The following is a 22,672-nucleotide window of genomic DNA, read 5'->3' on the forward strand; positions in this document are numbered from 1 at the left end:
AAGAAACGAAAGACTTGCTAGCTTCGATAGCGAGAGCGGACATCGGATACGATAAGATCAACCGCCTCATCAGGGGAAACGGCATCGAAATCGATCCAGTTCGCCCGCCCGTCTCTACGGAGCCACGAAAGCTGTCGCTTTGCATAGCGGCGCGTTCGCCGCTTAATCAATTCGACAGCCTCATCCAGGCTAATCTCGCCATCAAGATATTCCAGGATCTCTTTATATCCAATAGCCTGACGGGCCGTTAGGTCAACACCAAAACCCCTGGAGACAAGCCCCTCAACCTCAGATATGAGGCCTTGCTCGACCATCATGTCAACGCGCTGGTTGATACGAGCGTAAAGCCTATCCCTGTCCATGGTGAGAGCCCATATCCTAGCGTCATAGCGAGGCCTTCGGACACGGAGATTCTCAAGCTGAGCGGAATACTTGACTCCTTGGTCAAGCATTTCAAGAGCGCGGACCACTCGCTTGGAATTATTAGGGTGAATTGCCTCCGCTCCGAGAGGGTCACGTTCGTAGAGGAGGTTCCAAATCGCTTGTGAACCCTTGTCCTCTAGCATTTGCTCATAGCGACCACGAGTGACGCCATGAGTTTCCCCGGTCGGGAATTTCATCTCGTCAATGACGGCGTCAAGATAGAGGCCCGTTCCACCACAAAGAACTGGGGTAACTCCGGTGGCCAGACGCTCATCTATGAGCTTTCTGCAATCCTCTTGGAACCTCGCAACGGAATAGTCCTCGTCGATACCTACGACATCGACCATCTGCAGCGGAACACGCCTCTCTTGAAGTGGCGTCTTAGCAGTACCGATATCCATGCCGCGATAAACTTGCATGGAATCAACCGAGATGACGTCACTCCCAAGCTCAAGCGCGACGAGTTCAGAAAGTGAGCTCTTACCGGAGGCAGTAGGCCCAACAATGCAGACAACGGGACCTCTCAGCCCCTCACTCACCTGGGCTCCCCTACCATTGGTCCGCGTAGATACCAAGTGCGTGCTTCCTCGACCTTCACTTCAACAAGCTTGCCGATGAGGGAATCGGGTTCGACGCCTTCCGGAGCACGGAAGTGAACGGTCTTATTCTTCGGGCTATGACCGACGAGGACATCGCCATCGCGCTTCGAAACACCCTCCACAAGCGCCTCGACAGTGCGACTAAACTCGACCTGATTGGCATCGAACGCCTGCTGGGCGACAAGCTCAGCCAAGCGATCGAAACGCTCCTGAATTACCTCGCGGGGAGTCGGGTCATCTATTTCCGCAGCTGGGGTACCGGGACGCTTCGAATAGATGAAGGTGAACGCAGACTCAAAGCCGACCTCTTTCACGAGAGAGAGGGTCTGCTCAAAGTCTTCCTCGGTCTCACCGGGAAAACCAACGATGATGTCCGTCGAGAGCGCGATTCCTGGCATTGCGGACTTAATCTGGTCAGTGAGGGCAAGGTAATCCTCACGCGAATAGTGACGGTTCATGGCCTTAAGAACGCGCGTGGAGCCACTCTGAACCGCAAGATGGAGCTGCGGCATGACAGCAGGAGTCTCGGCCATCGCAAGAATTGTCTCGGGCGAGAGATCCTTAGGGTGAGAACTCGTGAATCGAATGCGTTCGATGCCGGTCTCCCCCACCGCACGCAGAAGCTCGGCAAAACGGGGTGAGCCATAGCGCTGGCGACCGAAAGAGTTGACGTTCTGGCCAAGAAGGCAGACTTCGCGAACACCATCTTCACGAAGGCGACTCACTTCGTCGACAATATCCTCGAAAACGCGATCCCTTTCCCTGCCACGGACATACGGCACGATGCAGTAGCTGCAGAAGTTGTTGCAACCCGTCATGATGGGAACCCAAGCATGCCAAGGAGTCTCACGCCTACTTGGGAGGTCGCTGGAAAAGCCGGGATCGTCCTCGCTCACGTCCGCCTGAACAGACTTGCCGTTGCCCTCAAGCGCACCGACGAGCAGCTCGGGAAGGCTGGAGATGGCCCGAGTACCAAAGACCACATCGACGTTCTTCATGTGTTTACGAATGTTTTCGCCATCCCTCTGGGCAATACATCCTCCGATGGCGACAAGCCTACGCCCACTCGGCGGCACCGGAGCGCTCACCATGGCAGAAACCTGGCCGTACAGATGGGTATCCGCCTTCTCGCGAACACAACAAGTCATAAAGACGACGATATCCGCCTCATCGGGCGAGGCAACTTCGATACAGCCGCACGACCCAAGCACGCCAGAAACGCGCTCAGAGTCATGAAGGTTCATCTGACATCCGAAGGTCTTAACGTGATACGTAAGACCAGCAAGAGAACGAGAAGCTTCCACTACGCAACCACCGATCCAGCGCCCTGCTCGATGCAAGTGGCATCCGCAGGAGTAAGCCTATGAACATAAATTGCAATACGAATTGCCGTGCGACTCTGGCCGTCAATGTCGATATCTGAGAAAGTCGGGGCGCAGGAGATGTCATAACCAGTAGGAATCAAGAATCCACGCGCAATTGCGACGGCCTTGATAGCCTGGTTAACAGCGCCGGCACCCACAGACTGGATATTGACCGGCACGCCATCCTTCACCATACCTGCAATGGCACCCGCAACAGAGGCGGGAGACGATTTGCTCGAGACCTTTAGGTAGTCCATGGGTAAAGCTCCTGTCGTGTACTGGAATAATTCGAGTGCTGTTGTGCTGTGATAGTTAGTGATGGAACTGCGATGAAACGCGCAGGATTTGCCGCGTCAGTCTTCTTTTTCAAGGTCAAACGTTACGACCACCTTATCATGCGAGACGCTAATCCTCGGATCACCAGCAAGGGCGAGGTAATAGCGCTCAGACAATAACGAGAAGTCACGCTCCATAATACGCGCGAATTCCTCGGTGTCGTCTTTAGAAATACGAAGGCCCCTACGATCGCGCGTAAGATCGATTTCCTTTGGACCAGGGGTGCCACCCTGATGAGTAAGCCTATTTGCGACCGATCTGAGAGGCTTAATTTGACCGGCTAGTATGCGGTGGGCAGTCCGCTCCGAAATGTAGAGCCCAAGTGATTCGGCGATAGAAGCGAGCTCATGGGCATCCCCAGCAACAGCAGGACGATCAATCACTCTAACCTCATCGATATCATCTACGAATAGAAGGCGAGAGCGATCCGGCGATTCATTGGTAAGCGCGCGCATAGTGGCAAGTACCTCTGCCGCAGATCCGAGATACACTTCGCACACGCCACGCTCTTCCAACGCAAATTCGCAGCTCGTTCGTATTATGTTTTTGGGACCACGAAGTCGAGGTTCGCCTTCGTCTCCGCGGCCGATAGTCGGCCACGTACTTTGATCCTTGCGCTCGGTCAAAGCCGTCGTGTCCGATACAACACGAATGGAAGAGCCGAGTCCCACGCCAGAAGCCATGACATCGGAGCTCTTAGAATTCTCACGAATGGAGAACAGGGCCATGCCTCTTCCATGCACGCCCCATCTGTCCATATGCACAGAATCGAGCTTGGATGTAACGCGCGCATCGAAAATCTTCTTGCGCATGGAATCAGGAAGACCAGAGCCATCGTCAATCATGACGATGCTACGCTCGTCACCTTCGCGATTTGTAGCTACGAATATGGTGTGGGCACCGGCGTCACGAGAGTTGCGAAGCATCTCAATGACAACGTCCTCGGCACAGCGAATGTCATGCTTCGCCTGCCTTCGCTCCGCCTCGCCGACACGAAGCCTGACGAAGCCGTTGCCCAAGGACTCTTCAACCCTAATGGCGGAATCCCCTGAGACGCTTGCAACGAAATCAGCGAGCGAGGGAGTCCCCTTCGAGGCCCCCTCGCTCACGAAATCTGTTCTATCTTCAGCCATTCGATGGTAAATGACGTCTACTTGGCAACGTCGACAGCGCGAGATTCGCGAATGACAACGACGCGGACCTGACCGGGATACTCCATCTCGTCCTCGATCTGCTTGGCGATGTCATGGGCAAGCACCGTGGCCTCAGCGTCAGAGATCTTCTCGGGCTGCACCATGACATGAAGCTCACGACCGGCCTGCATGGCATAGGTACGCTCAACGCCCTCATGGGCGTTCGAAATCTCCTCGAGCTTCTGGAGACGCTTGATGTAGGTCTCAGCGCTCTCGCGGCGAGCACCGGGACGAGCGGCGGAAACGGCGTCAGCGGCCATCACGAGCTGATCAAGGATGGTGTTAGGCTCAACGTCTGCGTGGTGAGCCTCGATAGCGTGTACGACCTCAGGGCGCTCGCCATAACGACGGGCAAGATCCGCGCCGATAACGGCGTGCGGTCCCTCAACCTCGTGGTCGATCGCCTTACCGATGTCGTGGAGAAGTCCGGCGCGCTTGGGAAGCGTCGGGTCGAGACCGAGCTCAGAAGCCATGATGCCGCAAAGCTCAGAAACCTGCTTAGAGTGCGAGAGGACATTCTGTCCAAAGGAAGTGCGATAGCGGAGAGCACCGAGCGTCTTTACGATCTCGGGGTGAAGATCATGGATCCCAGCGTCGAAAGCTGCCTGCTCACCAGCCTCCTGAACCCTCTGCTGCACGAGAGTCTCCGCCTTCTTATACATCTCCTCGATGCGGGCGGGGTGGATACGGCCATCTGCGATAAGGTTCTCGAGAGCAACGCGAGCCGTCTCGCGGCGAACGGGCTCAAAGCTGGAGAGAAGCACCGTCTCAGGCGTATCGTCAATCACGAGAGAAACACCGGAGACCTGCTCGAAAGTGCGAATGTTTCGACCCTCGCGACCGATGATGCGGCCCTTGAGGTCATCGGAAGGAATGTGAACCGTGGTTACCGTGACCTCACCGGCCTGATCGGCAGCACAACGCTGAATGGCAGTGGTGACGATCTCGCGAGCGGTCTTGTCCGCCTGGGCGCGGGCACGCTGCTCACTCTCGCGAAGAATCTGCGCCTCCTCGCGAACAGTATCCTTGCGGACGCGATCGAGAAGCTCCTTGTGCGCCTCGTCAGTGGAAAGGGCTGCAATACGCTCGAGCTCGGTGGTCTGCTGCTTCATGAGCTCGTCAAGGTCAGACTGGCGGCGGTCAAGCTGGCCGGCCTGGCTAGAGAGCTGGTGCTCACGACGGTCAAGAGCGTCATTGCGGCGATCAAGAGACTCTTCGCGCTGCATGATGCGGCTCTCCATGGAACGAAGCTCGCTCTTACGCTGCTTCTCCTCAGCCTCGGCGGCCTGGCGCTGCTTGAGGATGTCTTCCTTAGCGGCGAGAACAGCCTCCTTCTTCGTGGTCTCAGCCTGACGCTCTGCATCGTGGGTAATCTGCTTGGCCTTCTCCTCGGCCTCAGAAACCTGACGATTTGCATCCTGTACTCGAGCGGAATTCTGGCCGTTGACGACGAAGTGCGAAATTGCAAAACCAATTGCGAGCGCAACAAGCGCTGCGATAACGACGATCTCGATGCCCATAGTGACTCCTAGGAAAACGTTTGGTGAGGGTGTTCAGGAAACCGTCCCACAATGAGACAGAGCCCACCATCCGAGCGAATCCCGGCGTCTATGCTTATGCGAACATCGCAGGTACATGAACAAAGAGTACGTCTGCCGCGATTATGCCGGCGGACGGGATAAACCCAAATGGTTGTTCTATTTTATGGTTAACCGAATAATCAGTCAACGTTATGTAACGTCCCCCATCAAGTGCGAACAAGTGCGAAAGCGGATGGCCGCAGCTCGCCGCAAATGCTGTGCATGACACCCGCAGCTCGTGGCAAATGCCATGAATGGCGCCCTCTGTCTTAAGTGGAATTAAAACGCGCCATCTTCTCGAGCTCTGGACAAATAATCTGAAACGACAGACGTGCAAACGGAAATTGGATACCCCTTAGAGCAGAGGAACCTCACGAGCTTCTGGTATGGATTCTTCTCAGGGATACGCTTTCGCTCGAGGAGTTCGAGAGCGCGGTCCTCAGGGTTCTCGTCATCAAGAAACTCCTCAGGCCAGCCAGCGACGTCAGACAACGTTACGCCACGATGCGCAAGCTCGCGCTCGATACGAACTGGCCCCCAGCCAGCAGATAGCTTCATGCGAATAAAGGAGCCTGCAAACCTCTCATCATTGATAATCCTGAGAGTGATTGCCTTTTCGATAGCACGACGCGCACAGTCACGCGTAAAGCCATCTCTAACGAGCTTGTCCTCGGCCTCCTTGGACGAATATTCCCTGCGAGAAACCATGTCGACCAAGCGCTCCCAGGCACAGGTAATCCCAAGCTCGCGAATCTTATACATGAGCTCGGCATGGCTCTGCGGCTCTTGGGAATCCGCTGATTCAAGCTTCCTGGCTACGGGCACGGGAATATATAGGTCATCGAAACCCTCTGAGGATACTATCACCTTGGGCTTACGCTGGCCCAGGGCAGCTGCTCTGTCTGGATAGGTCGCAGACCAACAAAAGCCGGAGGACGCATGATGCTCATGCGGCTCCCCCGGCTTGATGGCCTTGCGAACACGACTACTCGGCACTGTCAGCCTCGGTCGAGGCGTCCTCAGGAGAATCCTCCTCTGGGGCGTCAATAAGGCCCACGGCAACCCTCACGCGGTTCTCGATCTCTTCACGCAGATCCGGGTGGCTGCGGAGCATCTCCTTGGCGGCCTCTCGTCCCTGCCCAAGGCGCTCGCCTTCGTAGGTATACCAGGCGCCAGACTTATTAATGACGTTCTTCTCGACGCCAAGGTCAAGAATCGAGCCCTCCTTCGAGATGCCCGTGCCATACATGATGTCAAACTCGGCAACCTTAAACGGAGATGCGACCTTGTTCTTGACGACCTTCACGCGAACGCGGTTGCCGATGATATCGCCGCCCTGCTTGATGGAGTCAACACGACGGATATCCATACGAACGGATGAGAAGAACTTGAGGGCGCGGCCACCCGGCGTTGTCTCGGGGTTGCCGAACATGACGCCAATCTTCTCACGAAGCTGGTTGATGAAAATACAGGTCGTGTTCGATTTGGAGAGAGAACCGGCAAGCTTACGGAGAGCTTGGCTCATAAGTCGAGCCTGAAGGCCAACCGTGGTATCACCAATCTCGCCCTCGATCTCAGCCCTGGGAACAAGGGCGGCGACGGAGTCGACAACTACGACATCGATCGCACCAGACCTGACAAGCATGTCGCAAATCTCAAGCGCCTGCTCACCGGTATCCGGTTGGGAGATCAGGACCTCGTCGATATCAACGCCAATACGGGCGGCATAGCCAGGATCAAGAGCATGCTCCGCGTCGATAAAGGCAACGACGCCGCCCATGGCTTGAGCCTCCGCAAGGATCTCAAGGGAAAGGGTGGTCTTACCAGAGGACTCAGGACCATAAATCTCAATGATGCGACCACGCGGAACGCCGCCGATGCCAAGCGCGGTGTCAAGGGCAATGGAGCCAGTGGGAATGGCATCAACGTGGAGGTCTGGGCCGCCATCACCGAACTTCATGATTGCGCCTTTGCCAAACTTCTTCTCGATCTCCGCAGTTGTGGATTCGATCATCTCCTCGCGAGCCTTGCCCGTGGTGGGCGCATGAATCTCGCGAGACGTACCGCTGGACTTTGCCATTTCCTCGTTCCCTTCCATTGTCGTCCTCCATATAGTACGCGAACGTTCGTTCGTGGTCAACAGAACGGGGAAAGCGTATAACGAGGAAACCCGACACTACCTTGCAACCCTCAGACAGAAACCTGACACCCCAGCTCAGGGTCATCATGAAGACAGAAAGACACCGCCCGCAAATCTACGAACGGTGCCTTATTAAGCCCAAATGGCAAACCTTACAAACCAAAGAATTAAGGTTGACCAGAGTGCGATTAGGAGACACGGCCTTCAAAGCGAACTATAGAGCCTCAGAGACGAGCTCGAGCGCACGCATGACGGACTGAAGCCTAACCTGGTCTCGATTCCCCTCGAAGACCTCACTAACCGCACGCACCTCGTCACCGAACGAGAGGCCAAACCAAACTAGACCCACGGGCTTACCGGGAACAGCGCCTCCCGGGCCAGCAATGCCGGTCACGCTAACCGCCACATCGCAATCAAGCGCGCGTCGCGCTCCAGCAGCCATCTCAGACGCGCACTCAGAAGAAACAGCACCCACGCGCTCGAGGGTCTCATGCGAAACGCCGAGCAGCGCCTCCTTGACCGAGCAAGCATAGCTTCCCACGGCACCCATGACGACATCAGACGAACCAGGGATAGCTGTGAGGGCACCCTCGACAAGACCTCCAGTGCAACTCTCGGCAGTGCCAATAGTGAGGCCCTTTGCACGAGCGGCCTCAAGAACGCCCTCAGCCTTCTTGGTGACGTCATCCCAAGTCAGAGGTGAAGATTCAGCACCCACCTCATCAGCAGGCTCCTCATCGACAAGAGAACCCCACGCCTTCATGAAATAGTCCACGCCACTCCAGATCGTGAGAATCACCGCGACAAACAGGGCTGCATAGGCAAGATAGATAAGCACGGTATGCAGAATCGTGTCCACAGGCAGTGCAAGCGCCAGAAGATTGGTGCAAATGGCTCCCATGGTGGTGGCAGTCTTCCACTTGCCAAGATTGCTTGCGGCGATAACAACTCCCTTGGAAGCCACGACCATGCGAAGGCCGCTAACGAGGAACTCGCGCGACACGATTACGAGCAGTGGCCACGTAACGGGCTCACCGCGTTCAAGCAGATAGCAGAGAGAAACGATGACGACGAGCTTATCGGCAATCGGATCGAGGAACTTACCGAAGGTGGTCACCTCGTTGCGACTCCTCGCGAGGTATCCGTCGAGTTTGTCGGTAAGGGAAAGGAGGCAGAACGCGACAAATACCGCAAACATGCCCCAGGAAATACCCTCGGTGGGCACCTTACCGCCAAGAAGTTCGGCCATGAGAAGCCAAACGGGAACGAAGACGACTCGAATGCAGGTGACGATGTTAGCGGGAGTCCAGATGGAATGGCCTTTCTTGACGTCAGCCATTTAGGCCTCCTCGTCAGAAGGCACGATTTCGCCCTCGAGTTCGTAACAGAAAGCCTCGGTCAGCAGCACACGAACAACGTCTCCGACGGAAGCCTCCCCTTCCGGAATGTGAACCGCGCCGTCGCAATCGGGAGCCTGGAACCAAGCGTGACCAATGAGCTCGGGCTCGTCTCCGTCCGTGTCAACGCCGTCGATGATGACGTCGACAACCTCGCCGACGTGGCTCGCCGTCGCGGAGAAACCAAGCTCCTCCGCGATGTCAATCAGGCGCTGGGTACGCTCGAGCTTCGTCTCCTCGTCAACTTGGCCGTCCATCTCGGCACCGCGCGTGCCCTCTTCGGGCGAATAAGCAAAAACGCTGGTGTAATCGAACTCCTCCTTGGAGATGAATTCGACAAGCTCCTCAAACTCGTCATCGGTCTCTCCGGGGAATCCAGCCATACCGGTCGTGCGCAAAACCATACCGGGAATCTCGCGGCGAAGACGCGCGAACAGCTCGGAGTATTCCTCGGCGCTGCCGGAACGGTTCATGCTCTTGAGCACACGAGAGTTGCAGTGCTGGATAGGCATGTCAATATACGGGAGAACCTCGGGCGTATCCCGAATCGCAGCAATGAGCTCGTCGGTCATTCCCTCTGGCTGGAGATACAGGACGCGCAGCCATGCGCCGTACGGCCTTACGACCTCTGCAAGGCGCACAAGAAGGCTCGCAAGGGTGTCGTCCTCGCCAAGGTCCTTGCCCCAAATGCCCGTATCCTGACCGATGAGAACGAATTCCCTAACACCCTGCTCCGCAAGGGCCTTGACCTCGGCGACGATCTCGTTATAAGGCCTCGAGGCATAGCGCCCACGAATATAGGGGATTGCGCAGAAGGAGCAGAAACGGTCGCATCCATCAGAGATCTTGATGTACGCGCTTGCGCCCTCAACAGTACGGAGCGGCTCGGCAAGCGGGCCGGCAGCGGAACCCTCGGCAGCCGGGACGAGGGATTCTCTGCCCAGGACGCCATCAATGACCCCAACGATCCCGTCCTCGGCATCCGCTCGAACGAAAGCCGCGACCTCGGGGAGCTCGGCAGGAAGATCGTCTCCGTATCTCGAGGGGACGCATCCGCACATGACGATGGGACGCTCGCGAACGCCCTCGCGGGCAGCCTCGGCAAGCTCAAGCGTACGCTCGATGCTCTCAGAGGCAGCACTTGCGAGGAAGGAGCAGGTGTTAACGATGACCGCATCCGCATCGGCCACGTCATCGGCCTCTCCATAACCGGCTCGCAGCAGGAGGCTGCGCATACGGTCAGTGTCGACCTCGTTCTTCGCACACCCGAGCGTTACGAAAAGAATCAGGGGGGCGTCAGCCTCATTGACATTGCTCATCGTCATACGATGCCTTTCTTGCAAAAGACTCCCGACGGCCTGCGTCGCATAAAAGGAGTCAGCAGTCGTTTCTCGTCTCTACGTCCAACTGACAGAACGCCCCGGATAAATGTCCGGGACGCGAGCTCATTCTAGCGATAGTTGTTGAACTGAAGGGGAATGCCGTAGTCCTGGTCGCGAAGGAAGGCGATAACCTCCTGAAGCGCGTCTCTGGAAGCGCTCGTAACACGAAGCTTATCGTCCTCGACGGTAGCCTTCACCTTGAGCTTAAGATCGCGAATATCCTTCGAAATCTTCTTCGCACACTCCTTGTCAATGCCCTGGACGATATGGCCAACGACGCGAACGCTACCACCCGAGGCGGCCTGGGGCTTATCCCAGCTCAAGCTCTTGAGATCGACCTGTCGCTTGACGAGGCGGCCGTTGAAAACGTCGATGACCTGCTTTGCAACAAAATCGGCCGGGGCGTTGACGGTCACGATGGCATCGGCCTTCGAAAGCTCGATGGAAGCACCGGAACCCTTCAGGTCATAACGCTGCGTTAGCTCGCGAGCGGTCTGCTGATAGGCGTTGTCGACCTCCTGCATGTCAACGGTGGAGACAACGTCGAAACTTGAATCCTTAGCCATATGGCATCCCTTCGGGGCGACTGCCCAGGTAGTGAATACGAACTGAATAGACGCTATTCCTCGGAAGAATCCGAGTCATCGTCAGAGGAACCAGCAGAAGCCGTTGTTGACGCAGTCGTGGCCGCGGAGGGATCCGTCCCCTGAATCGTGACGGAGGACACGCCCGCGCTCTTGCTGCCGAAGATCTGGCGCTCGCCATTCTTTGTCACGGTGACGACGCTTGGGTCGCTCACGCGAATCTCGATGTTCTTCGTGACCGTATACTCCTCAGACCAAGCCCCCGTGATGGACTCTGCCACCTTCTGCTCACCGTCACAGGTGATTTCAACCCATGTCGTCGCACCTTCATCCACTGAAACCGCGACCTTGGTCTCCTGAGAGGCGGCGGCCGCGCTCGACGCAGCCTTCCTCTCCGCAGCGTCAGAGAGAACTTGCTGCTCGAGCGTCGAAGCGGTGGTCGCAGCCTGAGCAGTGTCAGAGGTGACAGCAGTTACCACATCGACCTTGCCGTTATCGTTCTTCGAGGAAGCACACGAGCGAACCGAAGAAGAAATGATAATGATCAGAACGACAGCCAGAGCAATCGCGATGAGCGCGACGACACGCCTCGGATCCGAGGTGAAGGCCTGGATGAAGCCGGCGAAGCCGCTAGCCTGCGGCTGATTGTTGCGCGAGCGAAGATCGCGAGAGCGATTGGGCTGAGGGCGCCTCTTGACATTGGGGCGCTCGGGCGTGGGCACATTGCGAGAGCCCTCACGGCCCGCACGCGTGGAAGAAGGACGATATGGACGCGCCTCGGAGTCAAAGCGAAGGTCATCGCGATACTGGCCAGCATTCACACGACGCGTGGTCACGTCTCCACCAGGAAGCTCGCGACCACGAGAGCTCCCACCCCGACCGGCGTATCTAGAAGACCCATACGATGAACCGTAGGACTCCCCGTCTCCACGGGAGCGCCTTGCATAGCCGGCCTCGCGAGCTCGACGATTGCGATCAGGCTCGTTGGGATCGCGCCGCGTATAGCGACGATCCTGTTCTTGCGAACCACGATACCCAGCGTATACGGATTGCCCGTAACGAGATGTCCCGGGCTGAGTACGAGAGACGTACGAATTACCACGAGAGGAATACTCGGAACGATAGTCATAGCGAGCACGCGGCATACCGGCAGAATCATCTTGTCCAGACGGAAGCGAAGGCGGAGTCATCGAGACGGGCTTGATGATGTTCGTGGCCGAAGCCGCGCCCTTATAAGAGGGCTCATCCGAAAGGCTTGCAAGGCCGGAAGGGGCACGACCGGTAACGCCGGCGACATACTCGGCGTGCTCGCGCTCATAGAGCTCACTGATCTCGCGAGAGTCAAGGCCAAGGTATCTCGCATAGCTAGAAACCATGCCCTGGGCATAGCCTAGAGCAGGAAGATGATCGAAGTCGCCGGCCTCGAACGCCTCAAGTACGCTTTCGCGCATGCGAAGCACCTTGGCCGCCTGCGGGATCGAGAGGCGCAGCTGCCTGCGACGATTGTAAAGAATCTCGGCATAACGATAACGAGCCACTGGCCTATCTACACCTCCCTATAGGCCGCCTCGGCAGCCCTAAGTTCTTCGAGTCCATCGGCATCAAGGAGGACCTCACGGGGCTTTGAGCCGTCCGGAGGACCAACGATACCCTTCTGCTCGAGGTTATCCATAATTCTTCCGGCCCTAGCGTACCCCACCTTAAGCCGTCTCTGAAGGCCACTTGTGGAACCTAGCTGAGAGTCCACAACAACTTGGGCAGCTTCCCACACGAGGGGATCGTCGTCCTCCATGCCTTCCGCGGTAGCGGCTCCACCCGCGGCAGCAGGCGCAACCGCAGATAGAATCTCGGCGTGATACTCAGGCTCACGCTGGTCACGAATGAAGGAGACGACGTTTTCAATCTCATCGTCACTGGCGTAGGCGCCAAGGACACGACGAAGGACGCCCCCACTCTTGCGGAAGAGCATGTCTCCCCTACCCATAAGCCTCTCCGCACCGGTCTGATCGAGAATGACGCGAGAGTCAATAGAAGACGAGACCTTAAGGGCAACGCGAGTGTCAACGTTCGACTTGATAAGGCCCGTGACGACGTCTGCCGAGGGACGCTGCGTGGCCAGCACAAGGTGGATGCCCGCCGCGCGAGCCAGCTGCGCGATGCGGACGATCGAGGCCTCGACGTCCTTGCCGGCAACCATCATGAGGTCACTCAGCTCGTCGATAACGATGACGAGGTACGGCATCGGCTTGGGCGGATTCTCCATGTCGGCGAACTTGCCGTCCTCGACCATCTTGTTGTAGACCTTCACATCGCGAGCACCGGCCCTCTCGAAGACCTTGAGGCGACGATCCATCTCGGTGACGGCCCACTGCAGAGCGCTTGCAGCCTGCCTGGGCTCAGTCACAACCGGCACATACAGGTGCGGAAGGCCCGCATAGCAGGAGAACTCGACGCGCTTGGGGTCGACGAGAATCAGACGCACCTGCTCGGGCGTGGTGCGCATGATAAGCGACATGATGATCGCGTTGATCAGCACCGACTTACCAGAGCCCGTGGTACCGGCGACAAGCATGTGCGGCATGCGCGCAAGGTCCGCGACGACCGGCGCGCCCTCTGAGTCTCTTCCGATCGCAAACTCGAGGGGCCCACCCTGCGCATACGGGAGAACGTCACCAAGGCAGACGTTCTGACGCTTCTTGTTGGGAATCTCGATGCCCACAAGCGACGTACCCGGGATGGGCGCAAAGATGCGGACGGACTCAGACGCAAGCGAAAGCTGGATATCATCCTGCAGATTCGTGATCTTGTTGACGCGCTCGCCCTCGCCCATCTCGATCTTGAAGGTCGTGACAAGAGGACCAGCCGTCCAACCAGAGACACGGCTCGTGAGGCCAAACTCCTCAAGCGTCGACTGCAGGCGCCTCGCCGTACGCTCAAGCTCGGCGTCCGTGCTTGCGGAGCTGGCAGAATTCGGGTTACTCGAAAGGAGCGAAAGCGGTGGCAACGTGAAATCGTCCGACGCGTCGCCCGGACGCGACGGCGTATCAGGGGCCACAGCGACACGCTTGCGAGAACCCCTGCCGGGCTTTGGCTTTGCTGGAGAAGCGGCCTCCTTGGTCTTCCTGTACGCGTCCACGTCGGCGCCGGCCTTGGCGGCCGTATCAATGAGAAACGACGGGACGGCGGTCGCGGAGCCCGCATTCGCAGGAGACTTGGATTCATCCTCGTCAAAGGGGACGTCCCAGATGGTCGGCTCGGCAGAGGAAGGTTCGACGTCACCGGAAGCAGCGGCGGTCTCAGCGGGAGCAAGCTCCTCCTTAACGCAGGCAACGGGCATAACGCCGCCAGCGGGACGCTCGCCCTCGATATCTAGCTTGGGGTGGCGTTTACGCCGAAGCACCGAGGTCTTGGGCTCAGGCTCGGAAGCGACACCCAGGGGCATCGTTGCCGTGGCGTGATCGACGTGATCAGGGGAGGATGAGCCGCGACGCAGGACGGACGTCTTGCGAGAACCGATGAACGATGTCGCAGGCTCTTCCGCAGGCGGCATCTCGGGCTCAAGAGAATCATCCCACGTTTCGTCCTCAACCCAGGATGCCTGGGCCTGATTCGCGCGCTCGGTGCGACGACGAGTCGCTCCCCTCTCTCGAGCAGCGACGAACTTATCGGCAGCAACTCCCATGGAGCGCTGGATACGAAGAGCGAGCTTCGAGATGGAGAAGCCGCACACTACGAGTCCGCAGATGGCGAGTCCCACGAGGAGGACCATGCCGACGACCTGCCCCATGAACGTAAGCAGGACCCAAGCGACACCCGACCCGACATATCCGCCATAAGCGATGGCGACGTCAGCGGAAAGGACCGCATCCGCACTCGCGGCGGCACCGGGAGAGAGGATGGACAGCATCGAAAGAACCGAAAGCACGACCATTGCCAGGCCAGCAGCCACGCGCGCGACGATTGAGGAATCCGTAGGGAGGAACATCGTCACGGCAAAGAGGATCAGCGCGATCGGCACGAGAAGCGCACCCTCGCCAAAGCCAAGGCGCAGGCCCTCCGCCACGGCTCGAGTGAGAATCGCATCACTCGTGGAAACGAGCGCGGCGATCATCGCAACCGCGACGACAATGATGATGACGCCGACGAGGTCGTTTGCCATACCGGAAGAGGCGCCCGCCGAAGCGGGCCCCCTCTGCGAGCTTCTGTTCTGTTGTGCGTTTGAGCTGCGTTTCGCGGGCATGCGGGGCTAGACCTCCATGACGACCGGAATGATCATCGGGCGGGTGTGGGTCTTGGACCAGAGGTAGTTCGTGAGCGAGTTGCGGACAGCCTTGCGAAGGACGTCGACAGAAGGGCTGCCCTGGTTATTCTTATCAACCGTGGAGCGAACAAGGTCCTCGATGCCGGCAAGGAGCTCGTCATCGCTCGAGAACGAGACGCCGCGGCTGGAGACATCGACGTCAGCGACCTTGAGGGAGCGGCTCTTGAGCATGACGACGCAGGTGACGATTCCGTCCTGGGCGAGCTTCTGACGGTCGCGAAGAACGACGGGGTCAGTATCACCGATACGAAGGCCGTCAACGTAGATAATGCCAGAATCGACGCTGGGGCCAAGCGTGACCTTGCCGTCGCGCATCTGGAGAGAGTCGCCGTTGTCGAGCAACCAGATGTTCTCGCGGGGAACGCCTACGGATTCCGCGAGCTTCGCGTGAGCGCGAAGGTGAACGGCCTCGCCGTGGACCGGCATGAAGTTGCGCGGATGCACCATCGCGAGCATGAGCTTGAGCTCCTCCTGGCGACCGTGGCCAGAAACGTGCACGACGGCGTTTGACTTATCGAAGACCTCGCAGCCGATCTTGGACAGCGAGTTGATAATGCCCTGAACGCTCTTCTCGTTACCGGGAACGGGCGTGGCGGAGATGATGACGGTGTCGCCTTCGCAAATGGAAAGGCTCTTGTGCTCGCCATTCGCCATGCGAGCGAGCGCAGAGAGGGGCTCGCCCTGGCTACCGGTGCAGAGAACGACGATCTTGTCTTCGGGGATATCACGAAGCTCGAACGCATCCAGGATGTCCTCGTCCGCAATCTTGAGATAGCCGAGCTGGCGGGCGATCTTGGTGTTAGTCACCATGGAACGACCGGTCACGACGACCTTGCGGCCTACCGCAGTGGCGGCATCGCAGACCTGCTGGAGACGGTGGATGTGGCTGGAGAAGCTCGCGACGAAAACGCGACCGGGGGCGTTCTTGATAATGTGCCTGAGCGCGGCGCCCACCGTGGCCTCGCTTGGGGTGAAGCCAGGGATGTTGGCGTTCGTGGAATCAGAAAGCAGCAGGTCGACACCCTGCTTGGCAAACTTGTTGATGGCGTTGTAGTTGGGCGTGACGCCATCGATGGGAGTCTGGTCGAGCTTGAAGTCGCCCGTGTGCATGACGGTGCCGGCAGGCGTCTTGATATAGAGGCCGAGCGCGCCGGGGATCGAGTGCGTCATCGCGAAGAACTGGAGCGTAAAGCAGCCGAGACTGATGCTGGAGCCATCAGTGACCTCACGGAACTTCGGGCTCTTGATGTTGTGCTCGGCGAGCTTGCCATCAATCATGCCAAGCGTGAGCTTGCTCGAGAAGATGGGCACCTTGCGCGTGAGGTCCATAAGGAGGTACGGGAGCGCACCCGTATGGTCCTCGTGACCGTGAGTGATCACGATGCCGCGGAGCTTCTCCTCGTTCTCGAGGACATAGGTGTAGTCAGGAAGGACGAGGTCGATTCCAGGCTGATCATCATCGGGGAACATAAGGCCAGCGTCGACGAGGACCATGTCATCGCCGCACTCGAACGCCGTCATGTTCTTTCCGATGCCATCAAGGCCGCCAAGCGGGATGATCTTGAGCGTCGGGGTCTTTGACATATGTGAGGAATTCCTCCTTGGTCTAGGGACTAAAAGGTAAAGCGGCGAAGCCGCGTCTTCATGAGTGTGGGAAGAAGGCGTCGAACGCGCCTCCTGCAACTAATTGATTATAACAGCGAAGGGAGGGTCCCAGAAGAGGACCCTCCCTTCACATGCGGTGTCAACCAGGAATTAACCTGTCTAACGTCCGCAAATCATACGATTAGCCCTCGTGATGACGACGCGGGGCACGGCCGGCGTTACCGTTGTCGCCGGGGTGACGGCGCGGCTTGCGCTCGCCCCTCTCCTCGCGCTTGCCCTCGTGGTGGGAAGCGGGCTTGGAACCAGCGGGAGCCTCGGGCTTGTCGATGCGATCAAGGCTGATCTTGCCCTTCTCGTCGACCTCGAGGACGCGGACCTTGACCTCGTCGCCGACGGAGAGAACGTCCTCGACCTTGTCAACGCGACCCTGGGCAACGCGAGAGATGTGAAGCAGGCCGTCCTTGCCGGGAAGTAGCTCGACGAAGGCGCCGAAGGGCTGGATGCCGACGACGCGGCCCACGTACTCCTCGCCCACCTCGGGGACCTTGACGATGGCCTTGATGCGGGCGGCGGCATCCTCGGCAGCACCATCAGTGCCAGCGATGAAGACGTTGCCGTCCTCCTGGATGTCGATCGTGGCGCCCGTGTCGTCCTGGATACCGCGGATGACCTTGCCACCAGAGCCGATGACGTCACGGATCTTGTCGGTCGGGATCTGGATGGTGATGATCTGCGGAGCGGTGTCCTTCGGGGTCTCGCGAGGAGCGGGGATCTCGTCGAGCATGGCCTTCAGGATGAAGGCGCGGCCCTCGTGAGCCTGGTGCAGGGCCTGGGTCAGGATCTCAGGCGTGAGGCCGGTGGCCTTGTTGTCCATCTGCATGGCGGTGATACCGCGCTCGGTGCCGGTCACCTTGAAGTCCATGTCGCCGAGGAAGTCCTCGAGGCCCTGGATGTCAGACAGGACGACGGTCTTGCCCTCCTCCTGGATGAGGCCCATGGCGATGCCGGAAACGGGGCGCTTCAGGGGCACGCCGGCGTCCATGAGGGCGAGCGTGGAGCCGCAGGTAGAAGCCATCGAGGAAGAGCCGTTGGACTCCATGACCTCGGAGACGACGCGAATGGTGTAGGGGAACTCCTCCTCGGAGGGGATCACCGGGAGAAGCGCGCGCTCGGCGAGGTTGCCGTGGCCGATCTCGCGACGCTTCGGACTGCCCATGCGGCCGGTCTCACCAGTGCAGTAAGGCGGGAAGTTGTAGTGGTGGATGTAACGCTTGCCGTCGACCGGCTCGATGGTGTCAAGGCGCTGCCACTCGTTGAGCATGCCGAGGGTGCAGACGGAGAGGACCTGGGTCTGACCGCGCTGGAAGAGGCCGGAGCCGTGAACCAGCGGCAGGTAGTCGGGCTTCACCATGAGCGGACGAATCTCGTCTGCGGCACGGCCGTCGACGCGCTCGCCGGTCTCGACGACCATGATGCGCATGGCGTGCTTCTCGAGGCTCTTGAGCTCGACGGGGATCTCGCGGCTGTACTCGGCCTGCTCCTCGGGCGTGAACTCGTCCTTGATGGCGGCCTTGAGCTGCTCGACCTTACCAATGCGGGAGAGCTTGTCGGCGTCCTTGAGGGCGGCGCTCATCTCGTCATAGTGGGCAAAGACCTTGTCGTGGACGTAGGCGACGGGCTCGTCATAGACGTACTCGCGCTTGACGATCGGGCCGTTGGCCTCCTCGTACTTGGCGAAGAACTTCTCCTGCTCCTCGCAGAAGGCGGCAATGGCCTCCTGGCCGAAGGCCATGGCGGCGAGCATATCGTCCTCGGAGATCTCGTCGGCGGAAGCCTCGAGCATGGAGATGTAGGTGGTGGAACCAGCGAGCTCGAGGTCGAGGTCGGAGGCGTCGCGCTCCTCGTAGGTCGGGTTCACGATGAACTCGCCCGTCTCGGGGTTACGGCCGATGCGCACGCAGGCCAGCGGGCCCTCGAAAGGCACGCCACCCACGGTGAAGGCGGAGCTAGCGGCCATGACGCACATGGTGTCAACCGGGTTGATCTGGTCAGCCACGAGAGAGGTGGCGACGACCTGGACCTCGTTGCGGAAGCCGGCCGGGAAGGACGGACGCAGCGGACGGTCGATCATGCGAGCGGTGAGGGTGGCCTTCTCGGACGGACGGGCCTCGCGCTTGAGGTACCCGCCGGGGATGCGACCCACGGCGTACATCTTCTCGATGAAGTCAACCGTGAGCGGGAAGAAGTCGTAATCCTTGCGCTCCTTGGAGACGACGGCGGTGACGAGCACCGTCGAGTCACCCTGCTTGACGAGAACGGCACCCGTGGCCTGCTTCGCAAGCTCGCCGGTCTCAAGCACGTAGTGCTTGCCGTAGAGGTCAAACTCGTGTGTAACCTTTGCCATTTCTTTCCCTTATCTCCGCCTGCCACGTTGCAGACGGGCCGTCTGCGGACTCCAAGAACGAGTGGACCCCATTCTCGCTTGGTCTGGCGCGGCAACGTCGCGCAAGCCCGCCGTGCCCAGACCCTTGGGCACACGATATGAAAAGGGGCGCCTGAGGCGCCCCGTAGGTCCCGCTAATTAGATGTTGTCGCGGATGCCAAGCTTGGCGATGAGCTCACGGTACTCGTTGATGTCGTTCTTCTTGATGTAGGAGAGGAGACGACGACGCTTACCGACGAGCATGAGGAGGCCACGACGGGTGTGGAAGTCCTTCTTGTGGGACTTCATGTGCTCGGTGAGCTCACGGATACGATCGGTGAGGATGGCGGCCTGAACGGCGGCAGAACCGGAGTCCTGCTCGTTCTTGCCGTACTGCTTGATGAGCTCGGCCTTGCGCTCCTTGGAGATGGTCATGATGACACCTTTCTCTCTCGTTAGCCCCAAACTGGGATCGACGCCGGTGTGAGCGTTCGTCCAAGTGAGGGGTACTTACAAACCTGTAGAAGATTAGCACAGATACGGCGTGAGCACGACAAGAACACAAGTTAGAGCCGCATAGAGCGAAGGTGCCGGCCTCCAGCCTCGGAAAGCCGCCGGATTGAGCGATTCCACGACAAGGTGCCGCGCCAAGTGCCGCTCAGACGCGCAGCTATACTGTAGTACTTCAAAGACGAGGAGGAGAGAACCATGGCAGATGACGTTCGCCCACGCTTGCCAAAGCGAATCGCGCTTGTCACCGTTGGCGAAACTCATGCCCTCCCCTCTTTGATGGCAAATGACTTCGAGGATGCCCTGGGCGCGTACTCGGAGATTGGTGGGACAAGACCTCCCGCAGTCTCGCACTCCCTCGAGGGTGAACCAGCGGTCGACGCCGTGGTCATCATATTCTCAGCTAGCGACGCGCGATTGGCAGAAGACTTGCTTGCCAACCTCGAAAGCAAGTGTCTCGTCTATGCCCTAGCGTCTGAAAACACCGATGATGCCAAAGATGCGCTCGGGACCCTTGACGCCCTTAAAGACGCGTGCAATAAGCAGGGCCTCTCTTGGATGGGCGGCCTCGCCGTTCCTTGCCGCGCCTGGTATGAGGCTCACATGGCCAAACCCCGCATGGGTTGCGCAAGGCGGCCTCTGTCTGAGGCGACGGATGACATCGTCCTTGCCCTCAGGTGCGGCAATTATGCCGGCGTTTCGGTCGTGAAGGCACCCCTAAGGGCTAGGATTTCCACTCCCAAGACGCCCGCTCACGGCTAGGCGCGTTTCACAAACAGCACTAGTCGATGCCCCAATCTGTCCCCCATAATGGAAAGACAGGTTGGGGCATCTATTCATTGGGAGTGATTCATCATGAGCGAAGCAGCCAAGTGGGCGCTCATCACGGGAGCAACGGGCGGGCTCGGCCGCGAAATGGCAAGGCAGCTCGCAGCCAAAGGCTGGTCTCTCGTGCTCCATGGTCGCAACGCTGACGCCCTCATGGCCCTCGCCGGCGAAACGGCACGCGAAGGAGCCATCGTTCGCACGGTAACCGCAGACCTCGCAACAGACGACGGCCCAGCGACGCTCGTCGCCGAGGTCGAGACTCTTGGAATCGAGGTCGAGCTGCTGGTAAACAATGCGGGGCTTGGCTACACGGCCCAATTCGTCGAGAGCGACCTTGAGCGCCAACGCAAGCTCGTTCAGCTCGACGTCATAGCTCCGCTCGAGCTTTGCCATGCATTTGGCTCGCGCATGGCAGCACACGGTCACGGCCAGATCATGAACGTCGCCTCCGTTGCGGGCGTCATGCCGGGACCTGGCATGAGCACATACTTCGCTTCGAAGGCCTTCGTGCTCTCCCTCTCAGAGGCGCTTCACGAGGAGCTCTCCCCCAAAGGCGTTCAGGTCATGGCGCTTTGCCCCGGCCCGGTCAACACCCGATTTTGGGAAGTCGCGGAGAATGGGGCCACGCGCGCCCAGGCGCTATTCCTCACCCCCGAAGAGGTGTGCCGCATCGCCCTCGTTTCGCTCGCGCGCGGAAGGGCCACTTGCGCCCCCGGGCTCCTGTCGAAGATCTGCTACGGATTCGGCCGAGTGACCCCGTATATCGTGAGCAGGAAAGTGGCAGCGGCCCTTACCGGAAAGCGTGGTTAGAGCCTCATCCAAGGGGCAATTCGCGCGACCCATTCGCAAGCGACCCTACAAACCAAGGCCGAGAATAACGAGGCCCGACACGACGCCGATTGCGTAGAGCAAACCGAGGATTGCGGCGTTCTGTCGGGCGTCCTCGTTCGTGCTGAAAAGCACGAGGTAACCGGCACCGCCAGCAACGAGCGTACCCGCCATCATGGGCGCGAGGCCAAGAGCCCCGTCGAGATACAGCTGCGTGACGATGACGCTCGCGGCGCAGTTGGGCACCATGCCAACGAGTGCGGAGCAGAACACCGCAAGCACGGCGTTGCTGGAGAGAAACGCACTGATGGCGTCCTCTCCCACCCACTCAATGAGGCCGCCGAGGACAAGCGTGACGACGAAGATGAACGCGACCACCTGAGCCGTACGGTAGGCGGAGTTGATAAGCACCCATACGACAGCCTGGCCTCGAGTGAGGGGTTCGCCGCAGCCGCAATCGCAGGTGTATTGCGACGGATCGAAGTCATCCCCCTCGCTATCCTCCGCCTCGAACGATTCGGGCTCAGCAAGCTCTCCCCTGCCAAGGAGATGGAGGACGCCATCAACCGCAAAGCCAGCGACAAGGCCGATCGCCGCCTTACTAAGAAGGATACGGCCGAGGACAGCAGGGTCAACATGCTCGGCCACGAGCAGCGGCAGCATCTCGTCTGACGTCGACAGAATGACGGCAACGAGCGTGCCGAGCGTGACGAAACGGTCCGCGTAGAGCATGGCGCCAACAGCAGAGAATCCGCACTGGGGAATGACGCCGAGAACAGCGCCTATGGCAGGCCCGGCATGACCGGCACGCTGAATCGCGGAGGCAGCCTTATCGCCAGCGAACAGCTCGAGAAGGCTAATGACGACGTACGTCACGAAAAGAAAAGGAATGAGGACGAGAGTGTCCTTCACGGCATCAAGCAGAACGTCGAGCACGAACTCCATTAATTAAAGCCCCTAATCCAGTAGGATTCAATTACGGATGGGCATGATAGACCCGTCAATATCTGAATGACTGCGCATATTTTTCACCGTGGAGAAGCGGTGACGAAGACATTGCGAAACGATAACGCGCGAGCTAGATGTTATGTGCCATGACGTTGTTTACACCGAGTATGCGTGACATCGGAGGCAGGCCCCCGCACGCGCTGTGCGGACGG

General features: G+C 59.0%; 18 protein-coding genes. 2 read left to right on the forward strand and 16 right to left on the reverse strand.

The window, feature by feature from the left end; all coding sequences use genetic code 11:
• Positions 1-17 precede the first annotated feature (17 nt).
• From miaA to rpsO, 15 genes are all read right to left on the reverse strand, one after another.
• On the reverse strand, positions 18-962 hold the full coding sequence (gene miaA, locus ABCN07_RS01860; RefSeq protein WP_343005141.1) for a tRNA (adenosine(37)-N6)-dimethylallyltransferase MiaA: 945 nt from the start codon (positions 960-962) through the stop codon (positions 18-20).
• Complete coding sequence (gene miaB / locus ABCN07_RS01865; protein ID WP_343005172.1) at positions 959-2,266, reverse strand: tRNA (N6-isopentenyl adenosine(37)-C2)-methylthiotransferase MiaB; 1,308 nt, start codon at positions 2,264-2,266, stop codon at positions 959-961. The genes miaA and miaB overlap by 4 nt, the downstream gene beginning before the upstream one ends.
• A 59-nt stretch (positions 2,267-2,325) precedes the next feature.
• Positions 2,326-2,643, reverse strand: a complete 318-nt coding sequence (locus tag ABCN07_RS01870) for a stage V sporulation protein S (RefSeq protein ID WP_293814157.1) — start codon at positions 2,641-2,643, stop codon at positions 2,326-2,328.
• A 96-nt stretch (positions 2,644-2,739) separates the two neighbouring features.
• Positions 2,740-3,741, reverse strand: coding sequence for an ATP-binding protein (locus ABCN07_RS01875; RefSeq protein ID WP_343005142.1), 1,002 nt, complete (start codon positions 3,739-3,741; stop codon positions 2,740-2,742).
• Between the two features lie 131 nt (positions 3,742-3,872).
• Positions 3,873-5,435, reverse strand: coding sequence for a ribonuclease Y (rny, locus tag ABCN07_RS01880; RefSeq protein ID WP_343005143.1), 1,563 nt, complete (start codon positions 5,433-5,435; stop codon positions 3,873-3,875).
• Between the two features lie 339 nt (positions 5,436-5,774).
• A complete protein-coding gene (locus ABCN07_RS01885) occupies positions 5,775-6,320 on the reverse strand; it encodes a regulatory protein RecX (RefSeq protein WP_343005144.1) in 546 nt (181 codons plus the stop codon).
• Between the two features lie 160 nt (positions 6,321-6,480).
• On the reverse strand, positions 6,481-7,575 hold the full coding sequence (gene recA / locus ABCN07_RS01890) for a recombinase RecA (RefSeq protein WP_343005145.1): 1,095 nt from the start codon (positions 7,573-7,575) through the stop codon (positions 6,481-6,483).
• 274 nt (positions 7,576-7,849) lie between these two features.
• On the reverse strand, positions 7,850-8,974 hold the full coding sequence (gene pgsA, locus ABCN07_RS01895; RefSeq protein WP_343005146.1) for a CDP-diacylglycerol--glycerol-3-phosphate 3-phosphatidyltransferase: 1,125 nt from the start codon (positions 8,972-8,974) through the stop codon (positions 7,850-7,852).
• Positions 8,975-10,357 carry a 30S ribosomal protein S12 methylthiotransferase RimO gene (rimO, locus tag ABCN07_RS01900; RefSeq protein WP_343005147.1) on the reverse strand — a complete coding sequence of 461 codons (1,383 nt, stop codon included), beginning with the start codon at positions 10,355-10,357 and terminating at the stop codon, positions 8,975-8,977. It lies immediately after the preceding gene.
• 125 nt (positions 10,358-10,482) lie between these two features.
• Complete coding sequence (locus ABCN07_RS01905; RefSeq protein ID WP_293814151.1) at positions 10,483-10,980, reverse strand: YajQ family cyclic di-GMP-binding protein; 498 nt, start codon at positions 10,978-10,980, stop codon at positions 10,483-10,485.
• A gap of 53 nt (positions 10,981-11,033) precedes the next feature.
• The gene (locus tag ABCN07_RS01910; protein WP_343005148.1) at positions 11,034-12,536 is read right to left on the reverse strand and encodes a helix-turn-helix transcriptional regulator; all 1,503 of its coding nucleotides are present in this window, start codon (positions 12,534-12,536) and stop codon (positions 11,034-11,036) included.
• Between the two features lie 8 nt (positions 12,537-12,544).
• Positions 12,545-15,157 carry a DNA translocase FtsK gene (locus tag ABCN07_RS01915; RefSeq protein WP_343005149.1) on the reverse strand — a complete coding sequence of 871 codons (2,613 nt, stop codon included), beginning with the start codon at positions 15,155-15,157 and terminating at the stop codon, positions 12,545-12,547.
• 87 nt (positions 15,158-15,244) lie between these two features.
• Positions 15,245-16,903, reverse strand: a complete 1,659-nt coding sequence (locus ABCN07_RS01920; protein WP_343005150.1) for a ribonuclease J — start codon at positions 16,901-16,903, stop codon at positions 15,245-15,247.
• 202 nt (positions 16,904-17,105) lie between these two features.
• Positions 17,106-19,328: a polyribonucleotide nucleotidyltransferase gene (locus ABCN07_RS01925; RefSeq protein WP_343005151.1), complete on the reverse strand. Its 2,223-nt coding sequence runs from the start codon at positions 19,326-19,328 to the stop codon at positions 17,106-17,108.
• A 177-nt stretch (positions 19,329-19,505) separates the two neighbouring features.
• Positions 19,506-19,781: a 30S ribosomal protein S15 gene (rpsO, locus tag ABCN07_RS01930; RefSeq protein WP_343005152.1), complete on the reverse strand. Its 276-nt coding sequence runs from the start codon at positions 19,779-19,781 to the stop codon at positions 19,506-19,508.
• Between the two features lie 273 nt (positions 19,782-20,054).
• Between rpsO and ABCN07_RS01935 the strand changes: the two genes are divergently transcribed.
• Complete coding sequence (locus tag ABCN07_RS01935) at positions 20,055-20,618, forward strand: hypothetical protein (protein WP_343005153.1); 564 nt, start codon at positions 20,055-20,057, stop codon at positions 20,616-20,618.
• A 93-nt stretch (positions 20,619-20,711) separates the two neighbouring features.
• Positions 20,712-21,494 carry an SDR family oxidoreductase gene (locus ABCN07_RS01940; RefSeq protein ID WP_343005154.1) on the forward strand — a complete coding sequence of 261 codons (783 nt, stop codon included), beginning with the start codon at positions 20,712-20,714 and terminating at the stop codon, positions 21,492-21,494.
• 45 nt (positions 21,495-21,539) lie between these two features.
• Here the strand turns inward: ABCN07_RS01940 and ABCN07_RS01945 are convergent, their stop codons facing one another.
• Positions 21,540-22,457 carry a putative manganese transporter gene (locus ABCN07_RS01945; RefSeq protein ID WP_343005155.1) on the reverse strand — a complete coding sequence of 306 codons (918 nt, stop codon included), beginning with the start codon at positions 22,455-22,457 and terminating at the stop codon, positions 21,540-21,542.
• Positions 22,458-22,672: the final 215 nt, after the last annotated feature.

Origin of the sequence: Collinsella sp. 1033st1_E11_1033SCRN_220408 (assembly GCF_039062465.1) — a bacterium.
In the GTDB taxonomy this organism is placed as follows: Bacteria; Actinomycetota; Coriobacteriia; order Coriobacteriales; family Atopobiaceae; genus Parolsenella.